The 15375-nt window shown below is 69.6% G+C and carries 16 protein-coding genes; 1 reads left to right on the top strand and 15 read right to left on the bottom strand.

Annotation, left to right across the window (positions count from 1 at the left end):
• The first annotated feature begins 155 nt into the window (after positions 1-155).
• Entirely contained in the window at positions 156-716 is a 561-nt protein-coding gene (locus tag ACZZ97_RS04920) for a methylated-DNA--[protein]-cysteine S-methyltransferase (protein ID WP_463472439.1), read from the top strand.
• Here the strand turns inward: ACZZ97_RS04920 and ACZZ97_RS04915 are convergent.
• The 15 genes from ACZZ97_RS04915 to rho all read right to left on the bottom strand — a co-directional run bounded on the left by ACZZ97_RS04915 (position 686) and on the right by rho (position 15294).
• Positions 686-1486, bottom strand: coding sequence for a YaaA family protein (locus tag ACZZ97_RS04915; protein ID WP_463472438.1), 801 nt, complete (start codon positions 1484-1486; stop codon positions 686-688). The two genes, ACZZ97_RS04920 and ACZZ97_RS04915, sit on opposite strands and share 31 nt — an antisense overlap.
• A gap of 29 nt (positions 1487-1515) precedes the next feature.
• Positions 1516-1776 (bottom strand): F0F1 ATP synthase subunit epsilon, encoded by a 261-nt coding sequence (locus tag ACZZ97_RS04910; RefSeq protein ID WP_123546308.1) that lies wholly within the window; start codon positions 1774-1776, stop codon positions 1516-1518.
• 2 nt (positions 1777-1778) lie between these two features.
• Positions 1779-3239 carry a F0F1 ATP synthase subunit beta gene (gene atpD / locus ACZZ97_RS04905; protein WP_192041898.1) on the bottom strand — a complete coding sequence of 487 codons (1461 nt, stop codon included), beginning with the start codon at positions 3237-3239 and terminating at the stop codon, positions 1779-1781.
• Between the two features lie 39 nt (positions 3240-3278).
• Positions 3279-4178: a F0F1 ATP synthase subunit gamma gene (locus tag ACZZ97_RS04900; protein ID WP_314101281.1), complete on the bottom strand. Its 900-nt coding sequence runs from the start codon at positions 4176-4178 to the stop codon at positions 3279-3281.
• A 44-nt stretch (positions 4179-4222) separates the two neighbouring features.
• Positions 4223-5860, bottom strand: coding sequence for a F0F1 ATP synthase subunit alpha (gene atpA / locus ACZZ97_RS04895; RefSeq protein ID WP_314101280.1), 1638 nt, complete (start codon positions 5858-5860; stop codon positions 4223-4225).
• Between the two features lie 58 nt (positions 5861-5918).
• On the bottom strand, positions 5919-6713 hold the full coding sequence (locus tag ACZZ97_RS04890) for a F0F1 ATP synthase subunit delta (protein WP_314101278.1): 795 nt from the start codon (positions 6711-6713) through the stop codon (positions 5919-5921).
• Positions 6714-6715: 2 nt separating this feature from the next.
• The gene (locus ACZZ97_RS04885) at positions 6716-7276 is read right to left on the bottom strand and encodes a F0F1 ATP synthase subunit B (RefSeq protein ID WP_314101276.1); all 561 of its coding nucleotides are present in this window, start codon (positions 7274-7276) and stop codon (positions 6716-6718) included.
• A 20-nt stretch (positions 7277-7296) separates the two neighbouring features.
• Positions 7297-7530, bottom strand: a complete 234-nt coding sequence (gene atpE / locus ACZZ97_RS04880) for an ATP synthase F0 subunit C (RefSeq protein WP_043594505.1) — start codon at positions 7528-7530, stop codon at positions 7297-7299.
• Between the two features lie 71 nt (positions 7531-7601).
• A complete protein-coding gene (gene atpB, locus ACZZ97_RS04875; RefSeq protein ID WP_463472437.1) occupies positions 7602-8408 on the bottom strand; it encodes a F0F1 ATP synthase subunit A in 807 nt (268 codons plus the stop codon).
• 240 nt (positions 8409-8648) lie between these two features.
• Complete coding sequence (locus ACZZ97_RS04870) at positions 8649-9074, bottom strand: hypothetical protein (protein ID WP_123546321.1); 426 nt, start codon at positions 9072-9074, stop codon at positions 8649-8651.
• Positions 9071-10351: an MraY family glycosyltransferase gene (locus ACZZ97_RS04865; protein WP_399539994.1), complete on the bottom strand. Its 1281-nt coding sequence runs from the start codon at positions 10349-10351 to the stop codon at positions 9071-9073. Before ACZZ97_RS04865 ends, ACZZ97_RS04870 begins: the two co-directional genes overlap by 4 nt.
• Complete coding sequence (locus tag ACZZ97_RS04860) at positions 10348-11025, bottom strand: L-threonylcarbamoyladenylate synthase (protein ID WP_192041902.1); 678 nt, start codon at positions 11023-11025, stop codon at positions 10348-10350. Before ACZZ97_RS04860 ends, ACZZ97_RS04865 begins: the two co-directional genes overlap by 4 nt.
• Before the next feature lie 38 nt (positions 11026-11063).
• Positions 11064-11951 carry a peptide chain release factor N(5)-glutamine methyltransferase gene (prmC, locus tag ACZZ97_RS04855; RefSeq protein WP_463472436.1) on the bottom strand — a complete coding sequence of 296 codons (888 nt, stop codon included), beginning with the start codon at positions 11949-11951 and terminating at the stop codon, positions 11064-11066.
• A complete protein-coding gene (prfA, locus tag ACZZ97_RS04850) occupies positions 11948-13030 on the bottom strand; it encodes a peptide chain release factor 1 (protein WP_463472435.1) in 1083 nt (360 codons plus the stop codon). The genes prmC and prfA overlap by 4 nt, the downstream gene beginning before the upstream one ends.
• Positions 13030-15294: a transcription termination factor Rho gene (rho, locus tag ACZZ97_RS04845; RefSeq protein WP_463472434.1), complete on the bottom strand. Its 2265-nt coding sequence runs from the start codon at positions 15292-15294 to the stop codon at positions 13030-13032. Before rho ends, prfA begins: the two co-directional genes overlap by 1 nt.
• Between the last annotated feature and the right edge of the window lie 81 nt (positions 15295-15375).

Below are 15375 nucleotides of genomic sequence, written 5' to 3'. Positions count from 1 at the left end.
CACGCCTCACGACAACGCTACCGGTCGATCGCTCCAGCACCTCCGCACGTCGCGCCTCCTCGCGTGGTCCCTCCCCAGGATCGGTCGAGCTCGCCCTTTCCACAGGTGCCGCCTCCGAGCACGACCTCGCGGGAGCACCTCCGTAGCGTGCCCCCATGCCCGACCTCACCCTCGTCCCTCCCCTGGCGTCGGGGCTGCACGACGACCCGGGCGACGTGCGCTTCGTGCGGCTCCACTCCCCCGTCGGTCGGATCGAGATCCAGAGCCGACGGGACGCCGTGGAACGCGTCCTCGTCGACGACGGACGAGGCCTGCCCCACGACGGGCTCGTCGAGCACCCGGACGACCTGCTCGAGGCCGCCCGACGGCAGGTGCACGACTACTTCGACGGCCGACGTCGTCAGTTCGACCTCCCGGTCCGGCCGATCGGCACCGCGTTCCAGCTGTCCGTCTGGTCGGCGCTCGTCGCGGTCCCGTGGGGGCTGACCACGACCTACGGGCGCCTCGGCGGCGCCGTGGGGAGCCCGCAGGCCGGACGAGCCGTCGGGGGCGCCGTCGCGTCGAATCCCCTGCCGCTGCTCGTCCCGTGCCACCGGGTCCTCGGTCGGACGGGCGGCGTCACCGGCTACACGGTCGGCCGGGGCGTGCCCACCAAGCAGTGGCTGCTGCGCCACGAGGGCATCGTCTACCGGATCGGGCCCGTCCCGGTCGTCTGACCGACAGCCCCGAGCAGCGACTCTGACACGAGCACGAGCTCGCCCTCTGCCGACGGCTCGAGGACGATTCCGCCCTCCCGTGCCCATGCGAGGAGGTCGTCCAGCCCGGTGAGCTCGGGGCGGTCCTGGAGGAGGCGACGCACGAGCAGCCCCTTCGACTTCTTGTTGAAGTGGTTGAGGGCTCGACGTCGACCGGACGCGTCGGACACGACACGGACGAAGACCGACCCGGGGCGCGGAGCAGGCCCGAGCGTGACGTAGCCCTCGGAACGGAGGTCGACGACGAACTCCCCCGAGTCGACGACATCGGCCAGGACGGACGCCACCGACGCGGACCAGGTGGATCGGAGCGACTCCGCAGGCAGACGGGAGTCGTGGGACAGCCGGTACGCGGGGATCGCGTCCCCCGCCCGGACGAGCCCGAACAACGCCGAGTGGACCGCGACGTGCCGGTGGGCCCAGCGCCAGCCCGGCTCATCCAGCTCGTCGACCCCCACAGGGTCGAACAGGACCCCGGTGTACCGCGCGAGGGCGGGCATCGTCGGTGAGGACTCGACCGTCCTGTTGCGGTCGACCTCGTCGGCGAGACGAGGTCCGAGCTTGAGGCCGGACATCATCGCTGCTCGATCGGACGAGAGAGCCAGGAGGCGGTCCGTCACGTCACGCCGGACCTCGCTCAGCTGGGGGAACGACAGGGACGCGAGGTCGAGGCCGGACATGCCGTTGCCCCCGTCGAGTTTCGTCTCGGACGGGGGCAACAGGAACAGCACGGTGGATCAGGAGGAGGTGTGAACGAGTGTCAGGCCAGCTGCGCGTTGCGCGCGACGACCGTGACCGTGTCGTTCTCGACGGACAGGAACCCGTCGTCTGCGGTCGCCTCGACGGTCGAGCCGTCGGTCAGGCGGACGCGGACCTTGCCCGTGGCCAGGATCGCCAGGAGAGGCTCGTGACCCGGCAGGATCCCGATCTCGCCCTCGGCGGTGCGGGCGACGATGGACGACGCCTCGCCCGACCACACCTCGTGGTCGGCCGAGACGACGCTCACGGTGAGAGCAGCCACGATCAACCGTTCTCCTTCTGGATCTGAGCCCACTTCTCTTCGACGTCGGAGATGGACCCGACGTTGAAGAAGGCCTGCGTCGCGACGTGGTCGAACTCGCCGTCCGCGATCGCCGTGAAGGACTCGATGGTCTCCTTGAGGGGGACCGTAGAGCCCTCGACACCGGTGAACTTCTTCGCCATGTACGTGTTCTGCGAGAGGAACTGCTGGATCCGGCGCGCACGCGCGACGGTGATCTTGTCCTCCTCCGAGAGCTCGTCGACACCGAGGATGGCGATGATCTCCTGGAGTTCCTTGTTCTTCTGCAGGATCGCCTTGACGCGGATCGCCGTGTTGTAGTGCGCCTCGCCCAGGTAGCGGGGGTCGAGGATGCGGCTGGTCGAGGTCAGGGGGTCGATCGCCGGGTAGAGGCCCTGCGACGCGATCTCACGCGACAGCTCGGTGGTGGCGTCGAGGTGCGCGAACGTCGTGGCGGGCGCCGGGTCGGTGTAGTCGTCGGCCGGCACGTAGATCGCCTGCAGCGAGGTGATCGAGTGACCGCGCGTCGAGGTGATGCGCTCCTGGAGAACGCCCATCTCGTCCGCGAGGTTCGGCTGGTAGCCCACCGCGGACGGCATGCGACCGAGGAGCGTCGAGACCTCGGAACCGGCCTGCGTGAAGCGGAAGATGTTGTCGATGAAGAGCAGGACGTCCTGCTTCTGCACGTCGCGGAAGTACTCCGCCATCGTCAGCGCCGACAGGGCGACCCGGAGACGCGTCCCCGGCGGCTCGTCCATCTGGCCGAACACGAGGGCGGTCTTGTCGAACACCCCGGCCTCGTCCATCTCGGCGATCAGGTCGTTGCCCTCACGGGTGCGCTCGCCCACGCCGGCGAACACGGACACGCCGCCGTGGTCCTGCGCGACACGCTGGATCATCTCCTGGATGAGGACGGTCTTGCCGACGCCTGCACCACCGAAGAGACCGATCTTGCCACCCTGCACGTAGGGCGTGAGGAGGTCGATCGACTTGATGCCGGTCTCGAAGAGCTGGGTCTTCGACTCGAGCTGGTCGAAGGCCGGGGGCTTGCGGTGGATCGGCCAACGCTCGGTGATCTCCACCTGCTCGTTGCCCTCGAGGTTGAGGATCTCGCCGGTGACGCTGAAGACCTTGCCCTTGGTGACGTCGCCGACGGGGACCGAGATCGGCGCGCCGGTGTCCGTGACCTCCTGGCCGCGGACGAGGCCGTCGGTCGGCTTGAGGGCGATGGCGCGGACCAGGTCGTCGCCGAGGTGCTGGGCGACCTCGAGGGTCAGCTCGCTGCTCGTGTCGCCGATCGTGATCGTCGTGTGGAGCGCGTTGTACACGCCGGGGATGGCGTCGTGCGGGAACTCGATGTCGACGACGGGGCCCGTGACCCGGGCGACTCGCCCGACGCCGGGAGCCGACTCGGTCGCGACCGGCGCGGTTGCGGTGTCAGTCATGGCTTCTCTCTCTTCGGATGGTGATGCTGGGGGGCAGATCTACTTGGCCGAGCTGAGGGCGTCTGCGCCGCCCACGATCTCGGAGATCTGCTGCGTGATCTCGGCCTGGCGAGCGTTGTTCGCCAGGCGGGTGAAGTCCCGGATGAGGGTGTCCGCGTTGTCGCTGGCGGCCTTCATGGCCTTCTGGCGAGCAGCGTGCTCGGACGCCGCCGACTGCAGCATCGCGTTGAAGATGCGGCTCTCGATGTAGACCGGCAAGAGCGAGTCGAGCACCTCGATGGCGTCGGGCTCGAAGTCGTACAGCGGCAGGATCTCGTCGTCCGCAGGTGCCTCGACGCCCTCGACGACCTCGAGGGGAAGGAGCCGGACGACCTCGGGGACCTGGCTGACCATGTTCACGAAGCGGTTGTAGACGATGTGGATCTCGTCGACCCCGCCCTCGGAGGCGTCGGTGAGGAACTTCGACACGACAGCGTCGCCGATCTCCTTCGCGGTCGCGAACTCGGGCTGGTCGGTGTTGCCCGTCCAGATCTGCTCCGAGTCGCGCTTGCGGAACGCGAAGTAGTTCTGCGCCTTGCGGCCGACGAGGTAGAACACGACGTCCTTGCCCTGGCCGCGCAGCAGCGTGGCGAGCTGCTCGGCCTCCTTCAGCGTGTTCGAGCTGAAGGCTCCGTTCAGGCCGCGGTCGGACGTGAACACGACGACCGCGGCGCGCTCGACGGTCGCGGGCTCGGTGGTGAGGATGTGGTCGACGTCCGAGAACGTCGCCACGGCCGAGACCGCACGCGTGATGGCTCGCGAGTACGGCCCGGAGGCCTTCATCCTGGCCTGCGCCTTCTGGATGCGCGAGGCCGAGATGAGCTCCATCGCCCGCGTGACCTTCTTCGTGGTCTGCGCGGAGCGGATCCTCTGGCGGTAGACCCGTAGTTGGGCTCCCATGACTCTCCTGTTGTCTCGTCAGTCGTGATCGTCGGTCGAGCGCGTCAGCGCTTGGCCTTGACGATCTTCTCCTGGTTGACGTCGGCGGCGTCGGTGGCCTCGAACTGCTCGGAGCCGACCGAGGCGAGGGGCTTGCCCTCACCCGTCTGGAACTCCTGCTTGAAGGCGTCGACGCCGGCGTCGAGCGCCGAGACGATGTCGTCCGACAGGACGTTCTTCTCACGGAGGTCCGACAGCACCGAGGTGTTGCGGCCGAGGTAGTCGAGCAGCTCGCGCTCGAAGCGGAGCACGTCGGGCACGGGGACCTCGTCGAGCTTGCCGTTCGTTCCGGCCCAGATCGAGACGACCTGGTCCTCGACGGGGTACGGCGAGTACTGCGGCTGCTTGAGCAGCTCGGTGAGGCGAGCACCACGAGCGAGCTGACGACGGCTCGCGGCGTCGAGGTCGGACGCGAACATCGCGAAGGCCTCGAGCGAGCGGTACTGGGCGAGCTCGAGCTTGAGCGTTCCCGAGACCTTCTTGATCGACTTCAGCTGTGCGTCGCCGCCGACTCGGGAGACCGAGATGCCGACGTCGACAGCAGGACGCTGGTTGGCGTTGAACAGGTCGGACTGCAGGAAGATCTGGCCGTCGGTGATCGAGATCACGTTGGTCGGGATGTAGGCCGAGACGTCGTTCGCCTTGGTCTCGATGATCGGGAGACCGGTCATCGAGCCGGCGCCGAGCTCGTCCGACAGCTTCGCGCAGCGCTCGAGCAGACGCGAGTGCAGGTAGAAGACGTCGCCGGGGTAGGCCTCGCGGCCCGGCGGGCGACGGAGGAGCAGGGACACGGCACGGTAGGCCTCAGCCTGCTTCGACAGGTCGTCGAAGATGATGAGGACGTGCTTGCCGCCGTACATCCAGTGCTGGCCGATGGCCGAGCCGGTGTAGGGAGCCAGGTACTTGAAGCCCGCGGGGTCGGACGCCGGAGCGGCGACGATCGTCGTGTACTCCATGGCGCCGGACTCTTCCAGCGCGCCCTTCACGGACGCGATCGTCGAGCCCTTCTGGCCGATGGCGACGTAGATGCAACGGACCTGCTTGTTGACGTCGCCCGAGTCCCAGTTGGCCTTCTGGTTGATGATCGTGTCGATCGCGATCGCCGTCTTGCCGGTCTGGCGGTCGCCGATGATCAGCTGACGCTGGCCACGGCCGACGGGGATCATGGCGTCGATGGCCTTGATGCCGGTCTGCATGGGCTCGTGCACCGACTTGCGCTGCATGACGCCGGGGGCCTGGAGCTCGAGGGCACGACGACCCTCGTTCGCGATCTCGCCGAGACCGTCGATGGGTGCGCCGAGAGGGTCGACCACGCGGCCGAGGAAGCCGTCGCCGACGGGGACGGAGAGGACCTCGCCGGTGCGGGTCACCTCCATGCCCTCCTCGATGCCGGAGAACTCGCCGAGCACGATCGTGCCGATCTCGTCCTCGTCGAGGTTCTGGGCGAGGCCCTGCGTGCCGTCCGCGAAGCGGATGAGCTCGTTGGCCATGACGCCGGGGAGACCCTGGACGTGCGCGATGCCGTCAGCGGCGTCCGTGACGTAGCCGACCTCGGTCGTCGAGGCCTTGGACGGGTCGTACGACGACACGAAGTCCTTCAGCGCATCGCGAATCTCATCGGGGCTGATCTTGATGTCTGCCATTGTGATTCCTATTCGTAGCGAGGCTTCAGGGGGCCTCGAGTCTGTGTGGGGTGCGTGCCTAGCCGGCGAGCTGGAGGCGGAGCGCGCTGAGCTTGGTGGCGACGGTCCCGTCGATGACCTCGTCGCCGACCTGGACGCGGAGCCCGCCGATCACGGCGGGGTCGACGACCTGGTTGACGCGGAGGCTACGCCCGAACTGTCGGGACAGACCCTGTTCGAGCCGGGCGGCGTGCGCGTCGTCGAGGACGCGCGCGGTCGTGACGGTGGCGACGAGCTGGTCCGACTGGTCGGACACGATCTCGGCTGCCGTGCGGAGGAGCTCCCCGATCCGACGGCCGCGAGGCTGACGGACGAGGTGGCTGACGATCGTGATCGTCTGCTCGCTCGCGCGTCCGCCGAGGAGACGCTGCACGAGGCCGGCCTTCGCCTCGGGGTCGCTCAGCTTGGTGCCGATCGCGAGCTCGAGGGAGGAGTCGGAACGGACGGCGGCGTCGAACGCGAAGAGCTCGTTCGCGATCGTGCTGCCGTCGGGGATCGTGGAGGCGACGACACGGATGCCGATCTCCTCCATGCCCGCGAGGAGATCGCGCTTCGAGGACCAACGTCGGCCGACCACGGACAGCACCAGCGCACGCGCCGGCTCGGTGAAGGCACCGAACACGCGGTCGACGAGCTGCTTCTTGGTGGCGGCGTCGACGGCGGGGTCGGCGAAGTAGGCCTGCAGCTGGACGTTGCCGCCGATGACCCGACCGGCGTCGAGCACCTGCTCGCCGGTGGTCAGGTCCGCCGCACCGCCGAGGTCGGCGAGGGTGGACCTCGCCGACCCGAGCGCCTCACGGGACATGGAGCCCATCGTCAGCGGCCCGCCTTCGTGTTCTGGTCCGCCTCGAGGTCAGCCAGGAACCGGTCGACCACGGCAGACGCCTTGGCGTCGTCCGCGAGGGACTCGCCGATGACGCCCGACGCGAGGTCGATGGCCAGCGAGCCCACCTCGGCGCGGAGCGACGCGACGGCAGCCGCACGCTCGGCCTCGATCTGGACGTGGGCGTTCGCGGTGACGCGATCGGCCTCGGCCTGTGCCTGCTGCTTGAGGTCGGCGAGGATCTCGGCGCCCTCGGCACGAGCGGCCTCACGGATCCGAGCTGCCTCGGCACGGGCGTCGGCAAGCTGCTTCTTGTACTCGTCGAGGGCCTTCGCCGCCTCGGCCTGTGCGGCCTCGGCGTGGGCGATGCCGCCTTCGATGCGCTCGGCACGCTCGTCGAGGATCTTGCGGAACTTCGGGATCGCGAAGATCCCGAAGAACGCGGCGATGACCACGAAGACGACGAGAGACCAGAGGATGTCGTAATCGGCGGGGAAGAAGACGGCAGCCCCTTCGGGAGCACCGCCCTCGGCCGCGAGGATCGTCTCGATCATCGGTGTGTCGTCCTAACTGATCAGGAGAAGATGAAGCCGGCGGCGAGGCCGATGAAGCCCAGCAGCTCGGTGAACGCGATGCCGAGGAACATCGTGACCTGGAGGCGGCCGGCCAGCTCGGGCTGACGTGCCATGGCCTCGACGGTCTTGCCCGCGACGATGCCGATGCCGATGCCGGGGCCGATCGCTGCGAGGCCGTAGCCGACGGTCGCGATGTTGCCGTTGATCTCAGCGAGGATCGTGGTGGTGTCCACTTGTGTTTCCTTCCGGTTGGGCGGGGCTCGTCAGGCGACGGGCCCCGTCGTTCTTAGTGTTCGTTCGACGCTCAGTGTTCGTTCGACGCGGCCTGTTGGATGTAGACCGAGGCGAGGAGCGTGAAGACGTAGGCCTGCAGCACGGCGACGGCCATCTCGACGATGGTCATGACGAATCCGCCGATGAGGGTCAGGGCGCCGAACGCCACGAACCCGCCGCTCATGCTGAAGAAGAAGAAGTGCGTCGCGGCGAAGCAGAGCACGAGGAGGAGGTGGCCGACCATCATGTTCAGCAGCAGTCGGAGGGCCAACGAGATGGGCCGGACGATGAAGATGTTGATGAACTCGATGGGCGTCAACAGGATGTACATGTACCACGGCACACCGGCCGGGAACAGCGCGTTCCGGAAGAAGGTCGCTCCGCCCACCTCGCGGAAGCCCGCGTAGATGAACATGACGTACGCGACGACGCCGAGCAGCAGCGGCATGGCGACGACGGAGGTGCCGGCGATGTTCAGCCCGGGCACGATGCCCGTGATGTTCATCGCGAAGATGCCGAAGAACATCGCGGCCAGGAGCGGCAGGTACTTCCGGCCGAGCTTCTCGCCCAGGATCTCCTCGACGATCTGGACGCGGACGAAGTCGAGGCCGAGCTCGGCGATGCTCTGGCCGCGGGACGGCACGAGGCGCCCCTTGCGGAGGGCGAGCCAGAAGAGCAGCAGCATGACGGCGATCGCGAAGAGGCGGACCAGCATGATGCGGTTCAGCTCGAAGGGGGTGCCTTCGAAGAAGATCGCGGACGGGAAGAACTCGTCAAGAGTCGGGGCGTGGAATCCCCCGTCTCCGTGGCCGGTCTCGGCAGCGGAGAGCAGGTTCACAGCGTTCGCTATCAGCGCTATCTCCTGTGTCGGGGCGAGCACCCTGAAGTGTCGCGACGATTGGTGGGGTTGTCATCCGAACCCGCAGAGAATCGCGGCCGGGGAACGGTCATGACTCTATCAAGGTATTCGGCGCTGGCACGAATCGGCGGCGGTCTTTTCATGCCCTGCAAGGAACACGGCCCGGCCGCCGCCGCGCACGGGCCGGGAGGGGCCTCGTCGTGGTGGTCCGTGGACCCGTCAGTCCTGCGGCGCGGGAGGCAGGACCGCGTCGCTGACGTTGCCCAGCCGACCGCGGACGACCACCAGGGCGTCGATGGCGAGGGTGCCGATGATCGACACGACGAGCGCCAGGAAGAGCACGACGTCGTTCACGAACGGCTGGTCCTTCACGAGCACCAGCAGGACGACGAAGATGACGAGCTTGAGCAGCCAGGCGCCCATCACGATCCCGAAGAAGGCCGCCAGGCGGAACCGGATCGCGATGAGCATGCTCGCCGCGGTGATGCCCGCGAAGACGACCGCGAGGGCCACCCCGACGAGCGCGCTCCAGAGTCCGTCCGTCCCGGCGAGGGCGTAGCCCAGACCGCCTCCCACCACGGCGATCGCGAGGGCCAGGAAGCCCGTGTAGGTGAGGATCTTGGTGAAGATCGATCGGGCGTTCATGGGCGTTCCTCCGGGGGTGTCAGTTCGGGCACCACGGCGTCCTGCGCCGTGTCGGTGTCGGACGGGTCGAGGACTCCGGCGGCCTCGTCGAGCGGGTCGAAGCGTCCCGACTCGCTCGCCGCGAGGTCGGCGGTGCGGGTGCTCTGGACGGCGACCTCGACGCGCTTCCTGCGGCTCAGCGGTGCGAGGGTCAGGGCGGCGCAGACCACCAGGCCGACGCCGAGGAAGAGGCCGACGAGCCAGGCGGGCTTGACGAAGAGGAACATCAGGCAGCCGACCGACACGACGAGGGTCCACGAGTAGAAGATCAGCACGGCCTGGAAGTGCGAGTGGCCCATGTCGAGGAGGCGGTGGTGCAGGTGCTTCCGGTCGGCCGTGAACGGCGACTTGCCCGCGCTCACGCGACGCAGCACGGCGAGGCCGAAGTCGAGGAGGGGCACCACCAGGACGGCGAACGGCAGCAGGATCGGGATGAACGCCGGCAGCAGCGCGGAGCGCGAGATCGTGGCCGGGTCGATCTGACCCGTCACCGAGATGGCGCTCGTCGCCATGACGAGGCCGGTGAGCAGGGCGCCCGCGTCGCCCATGAAGAGCCGAGCGGGATGCCAGTTGAGCGGCAGGAAGCCGAGGCAGGCCCCGATGAGGACGGCCGTGAGCAGCGCAGCCAGGTTGAAGTACTCGGTCTGGCCGATGGTGATCGAGATGACGAAGCTGTAGATGAAGAACACGCTGTTCGCGATGATCGTCACCCCGGCGACCAGCCCGTCGAGGCCGTCGATGAAGTTGACCGCGTTCATCACCAGGACGATGGCCAGGATCGTGAGGATCAGCGACATGTAGGGAGAGCCGATGGCGAGGCTGCCGCCGATCGGGAGGGACACCAGCTGGACGCCCTGCCACGCGAGGACGCCCGCCGCGATGATCTGGCCGGCGAGCTTGGTCATCCAGTCGAGGTCGTAGAGGTCGTCGACCACGCCGATGACGACGATGATCGTCGCCGCGCCCAGGATCGCCAGCGGTGGGCCGGGGTCCGCGAACACGAGGCGGAAGTAGTCGACGCCGGAGATGAGGGGGAAGACGAACCAGGCCGCGAGGAGGGCGACCACGACCCCCGCCCACATCGCCACTCCCCCGAGCCGGGGCGTCGGCGTCTTGTGGACGTCTCGCTCGCGGATCGTCGGGTAGAGCTTGAAGCGGAGGCCGAGGCGCCAGACGACGACGGACAGCACGAAGCTGACGACCGCCGCGATGACCATCGCGAGGAGGTAGTACCTCACGCGAGGGCGTCGGCCCCGACGACGCGTCTGATCTCGGAGTCGGGCAGGACGCCGTGCCGGACGATGCGGACGACGCCGTCGGACGCACCCGTCGCGTCGACGATCGTCGAGCCCGTGTTGGCGCCGGGCCGCCGTTCCCAGCCGCTGCCCACGGGGCCGGCGTCGAGGTACACCGACACCGAGTCGCCCAGCATGTCGAGGGCGGCCTGGGCCGTCTCGGCTGCGGCGCGACCGGTGAGGTTGGCGCTCGAGACCGCGAGCGGCCCCGTCTCCTCGAGCAGCTCGAGGGTGAGCGGGTGGCTCGGCACGCGCAGGGCGACGGTGCCGCGGGTGTCGCCGAGGTCCCAGCTGAGGGACGCCTGCGCGCGGAAGATGACCGTGAGCGGCCCCGGCCAGAACTCGTCGAGCAGCGGCCTGACGACCTCGGGGACCGTCGAGGTGAGCGCGGCGAGCGTCTCCTGGCCCTTGATGAGGACGGGAGGCGGCGACTGGCGGCCCCGGCCCTTGGCGTCGAGGAGCTTCTGCACGGCGCCGGCGTCGAACGCGTCGGCGGCCACGCCGTAGACCGTGTCGGTGGGCAGGACCACGAGCTCGCCCCGGCCGATGGCGCCGCGTGCTCGACGCATGCCGGCGAGGAGCTCGGAGTCGACGGAGAGGTCGTAGAGGGAGGCCATGACCTGACGATGATAGTGCGGACGACCTGGAGAGGGCGTCAGCGCACCGCCGTCGTCGCACGGTCGCGACCGGTGAGGTCGGGGTGCGTGACCGTCGACCGCCAGCCGTCGGCGTCCAGCAGGTCGCGGATGGCGCCTCCCTGTGCCTCGCCGTGCTCGATGACGAGCACACCGCCGGAGCGCAGGAGGCGGAGGGCCGTCGCCGACAGGTCGCGCACGACGTCGAGGCCGTCGGCTCCCCCGTAGAGGGCGAGCGCGGGGTCGTGCAGGCGCACCTCGGGATCGCGCGGCACCATCCCGACGGGGATGTACGGAGGGTTCGAGGCGACCACGGACACGGTGCCGTCGAGCTCGGGCAGGGCGTCCGCGAGGTCGCCCTCGACGAGGCGCACGTTCTCGGCGCCGACCGCGGCGATGTTGCGACGGGTCCAGACGGCGGCCTCGGCCGAGAGCTCGACCGCGACGACGGACGATCGGGGCACCTCCGTGGCCATGGCCAGGGCGATGGCACCGCTGCCCGTGCCGAGGTCGACCGCGATCGGGGCGGGCTCGGCCGCGGCGCGCAGGGCGTCGACGGCCAGCTGCGCCACCCCCTCGGTCTCGGGCCGGGGCACGAAGATGCCCGGCCCGACGTGCAGCTGCATCGACCGGAACGGTGCAGTGCCCGTGATGTGCTGGAGCGGTTCCCGCGCGGCGCGCCGTGCGATCGCGGCGGCGAACGCCCCGACGGCGTCGCTCGTCAGGGCGGACCGGGTGACGACCCGGGCGCGGAGCACGCCCCGCCCGAGGTCGAGCACGTGGGCGAGCAGCAGCTCCGCGTCGACGTCCGGCGTCGGCACCCCGGACGACGCGAGCACGGCCGACCCCGCCGCGAGGGCGGAGTCGACCGTGCGGGCGTGCCCGAGGTCGGCGACGGCGTCGGTCACGACGCGGCGTCGCCGATCTCGGCGAGCCGGGCCTCTTCGTCGGCCTGGATGCACGACTCGACGACGGGCTGCAGGGCCCCGTCCATCACGGCGTCCAGGTTGTACGCCTTGTAGCCGGTGCGGTGGTCGGCGATGCGGTTCTCCGGGAAGTTGTAGGTGCGGATGCGCTCCGACCTGTCCATGCCCCGGATCTGGCTCTTGCGGGCGTCCGACGCGATCGCCGCCTGCTCCTCCTGCTGACGCGCGAGGATGCGTGCGCGCAGGACGCGCATGCCGGCCTCTCGGTTCTGCAGCTGGCTCTTCTCGTTCTGCATCGCCACCACGATGCCCGTGGGCAGGTGGGTGATGCGGACGGCCGAGTCGGTCGTGTTGACCGACTGGCCCCCGGGACCGGACGAACGGTAGACGTCGATCTTGAGGTCGTTCTGGTTGATGTCGACCTCCTCCGGCTCGTCGACCTCGGGGAACACGAGGACCCCGGTCGTGGAGGTGTGGATGCGGCCCTGGGACTCCGTGGCGGGCACGCGCTGGACGCGGTGCACGCCTCCTTCGTACTTGAGGTGGGCCCAGACGCCCTGCGACGGGTCGGTGGCGTTCGACTTGATGGCCACCTGGACGTTCTTGTAGCCGCCCAGGTCGCTGTCGTCGCTCTGGATCATCTCGGACTTCCAGCCCATGCCCTCGGCGTAGTGCAGGTACATGCGCAGGAGGTCGGCGGCGAAGAGGGCGCTCTCCGCGCCTCCCTCGCCTCCCTTGATCTCCATGATCACGTCACGGCCGTCGTCGGGGTCACGAGGGATCAGGAGGCGCCGCAGCTTCTCCTGGGACTCGTCGAGGCCCTGCTCGAGCGCGGGCACCTCGTCAGCGAACGCCTCGTCCTCCTTCGCGAGCTCCCGTGCGGCCTCGAGGTCGTCGCCCGCCTGCTGCCACGCCGAGTAGGCAGCCACGATGCGGCTGAGCTCGGCGTAGCGGCGGTTGATCTTCTTGGCGCGCGCGGCGTCCGCGTGCACCGCGGGGTCGCTGAGCTGCGTCTGCAGGTCGTCGTGCTCCGCGAGGAGCACGGACACCGACTCGAACATCAGTGGTCTTTGTGGCCGGCGTCGTGGCCGTTCGCGGGCATCGACTTCTGGATCTGCACGAGGAACTCCACGTTCGACTGCGTCTCCTTGAGGTTGCCGAGGACGATCTCGAGGGCCTTCTGCTGCTCGAGGCCAGCGAGGGCGCGGCGCAGGCGCCACGTGATCTTGACCTCGTCGGGGCTGAGCAGCATCTCTTCCCGACGCGTGCCGGAGGCGTTGACGTCGACGGCCGGGAAGATCCGCTTGTCGGCGAGGTGGCGCGAGAGGCGGAGCTCCATGTTGCCGGTGCCCTTGAACTCCTCGAAGATCACCTCGTCCATCTTCGAGCCGGTCTCGACCAGCGCGGTCGCCAGGATGGTCAGCGAGCCGCCGTTCTCGATGTTGCGCGCGGCGCCGAAGAAGCGCTTCGGCGGGTAGAGGGCCGACGAGTCCACGCCGCCCGACAGCACGCGGCCGGAGGCCGGCGCGGACAGGTTGTAGGCACGGCCGAGACGGGTGATCGAGTCGAGCAGCACGACGACATCGTGGCCCAGCTCGACGAGGCGCTTCGCCCGCTCGATCGCGAGCTCGGCGACCGTCGTGTGGTCCTCTGCGGGACGGTCGAACGTCGAGGCGATGACCTCGCCCTTGACCGTGCGCTGCATGTCGGTGACCTCTTCGGGACGCTCGTCCACCAGGACGACCATGAGGTGCACCTCGGGGTTGTTCACCGCGATGGCGTTGGCGATCGCCTGCAGCACGAGCGTCTTGCCGGCCTTGGGCGGCGAGACGATCAGGCCGCGCTGGCCCTTGCCGATGGGCGACACGAGGTCGATGATGCGGGTCGAGAGCTTCTGCTGCTCGGTCTCGAGGCGCAGTCGCTCCTGGGGGTAGAGGGGCGTGAGCTTGCCGAACTCGACGCGCTTGGCCGCCTCCTCGACGGGCTGGCCGTTGATCGAGTCGATCCGGACGATGGCGTTGTACTTCTGGCGGCCCTGGCCCTGGTCGCCCTCGCGCGGCTGGCGGATCGCGCCGACGACGGCGTCGCCCTTGCGGAGGTGGTACTTCTTGACCTGGCCGAGCGACACGTAGACGTCGCTGGCGCCGGGCAGGTAGCCCGTCGTGCGCACGAAGGCGTAGTTCTCGAGCACGTCGAGGATGCCGGCGACGGGGATGAGGACGTCGTCCTCGGAGATCTCGGGCTCGAACTCGTCGGTCTGGACGCCGCGGCCGCGCTTGCGGTCACGCTGACGGCCACGGCCCTGTCGGCCGTTCTCGTCCTGCTGCTGCGGGCCGGTGCCCTGCTGGCGGTCCTGCTGCTGGCGGTCGCCCTGCTGCTGGTCGGCCTTCTGGCCGCCCTGCTGCTGACGGTCCTGCTGCTGGCGGTCGCCCTGCTGCTGACGGTCCTGCTGCTGGTCAGCCTTCTGGCCGCCCTGCTGCTGACGGTCCTGCTGCTGGTCGCCGGCCGCGGCCTGCTGGCCGGACTGGGCGTTCTTGCGGTCTCCGCGGCCACGGCTGCGGCTGCGACGGCCGCCGCCCTGCTGGCCGGACTGGTCGCCCTGCGCCTGGTCTCCATGGCCCTGGTCGTTCGCGCCCTGGTCGCCCTGGGCGCGCTCGGCGTCGTCGACGGACGTGTCGAGGTCGGTGGTCGTGTCGGCGGGCTGCTCGCCCTGCGCCGCGGCCTGAGCCTCGGCGACGGTCGCGTCGGAAGCGCGGCGCGAGCCACGGCGGCTGCGCGAGGGACGCTCGGCGGCGACGGGCGCCTCCTGAGTGACGATCTCTGCCGCGGGGGCCTGCTCGGCCTGCGCGACGGGAGCCTCGACCGGAGTCGTGGCGGGGGCCTGGAGGACGGGCTCGACGCCCGACTCTCCGCCGTTGACGTGGTCGCCGGCGCCGCGCTGAGCGGGGGCGCCGGCAGCGGAAGTGGCGCGACGCGAGCCGCGACGGGCACGGGTCGGGGCGACGGGCGCCTCGTCGGCGACGGCGACCTGAGCGGTCTCGGCCGGCTCGGCGGCGGCGACCTCGACGGGCGCGTCGGCGACCGCCTCGACGGGCACGTCGAGCACGGGCTGCTCGACGACGGGCGCGGCGGTCTCGGCCGGGGCAGCGCTGCCCCCGGTCGACTGCGCCTGCACGGCGGCGATCGCGGCGACGAGGTCGCCCTTGCGGAGCTTGGAGAGACCGCTGATGCCGAGCGAGGAGGCGAGGGCCTGGAGCTGCGGGAGGCGCATGGCGCTGAGTTCGGCGGTGGTGTCCGCAGAGTTGCGGATGTCGACGTCTGACACTGGTGTTGGGTTCCTTCCGCTCCCCCGCGAGAGCCGCGAGGCTGAGCTGGTCACACCTCGTGGCCTGGGGTCTGCCCTGTC

The organism is Frigoribacterium sp. AC512, assembly GCF_979258295.1.
This window is presented reverse-complemented; position numbering and strand designations above follow the sequence as displayed.

What these genes read in the sequence shown, in the direction of transcription:
- ACZZ97_RS04920 (WP_463472439.1), top strand. Translation starts at nt 156, where the DNA reads ATGCCCGACCTCACCCTCGTCCCTCCCCTGGCGTCGGGGCTGCACGAC.
- atpD (WP_192041898.1), bottom strand. Translation starts at nt 3,239, where the DNA reads ATGACTGACACCGCAACCGCGCCGGTCGCGACCGAGTCGGCTCCCGGC.
- ACZZ97_RS04900 (WP_314101281.1), bottom strand. Translation starts at nt 4,178, where the DNA reads ATGGGAGCCCAACTACGGGTCTACCGCCAGAGGATCCGCTCCGCGCAG.
- atpA (WP_314101280.1), bottom strand. Translation starts at nt 5,860, where the DNA reads ATGGCAGACATCAAGATCAGCCCCGATGAGATTCGCGATGCGCTGAAG.
- ACZZ97_RS04890 (WP_314101278.1), bottom strand. Translation starts at nt 6,713, where the DNA reads ATGGGCTCCATGTCCCGTGAGGCGCTCGGGTCGGCGAGGTCCACCCTC.
- ACZZ97_RS04885 (WP_314101276.1), bottom strand. Translation starts at nt 7,276, where the DNA reads ATGATCGAGACGATCCTCGCGGCCGAGGGCGGTGCTCCCGAAGGGGCT.
- ACZZ97_RS04870 (WP_123546321.1), bottom strand. Translation starts at nt 9,074, where the DNA reads ATGAACGCCCGATCGATCTTCACCAAGATCCTCACCTACACGGGCTTC.
- ACZZ97_RS04860 (WP_192041902.1), bottom strand. Translation starts at nt 11,025, where the DNA reads ATGGCCTCCCTCTACGACCTCTCCGTCGACTCCGAGCTCCTCGCCGGC.
- prfA (WP_463472435.1), bottom strand. Translation starts at nt 13,030, where the DNA reads ATGTTCGAGTCGGTGTCCGTGCTCCTCGCGGAGCACGACGACCTGCAG.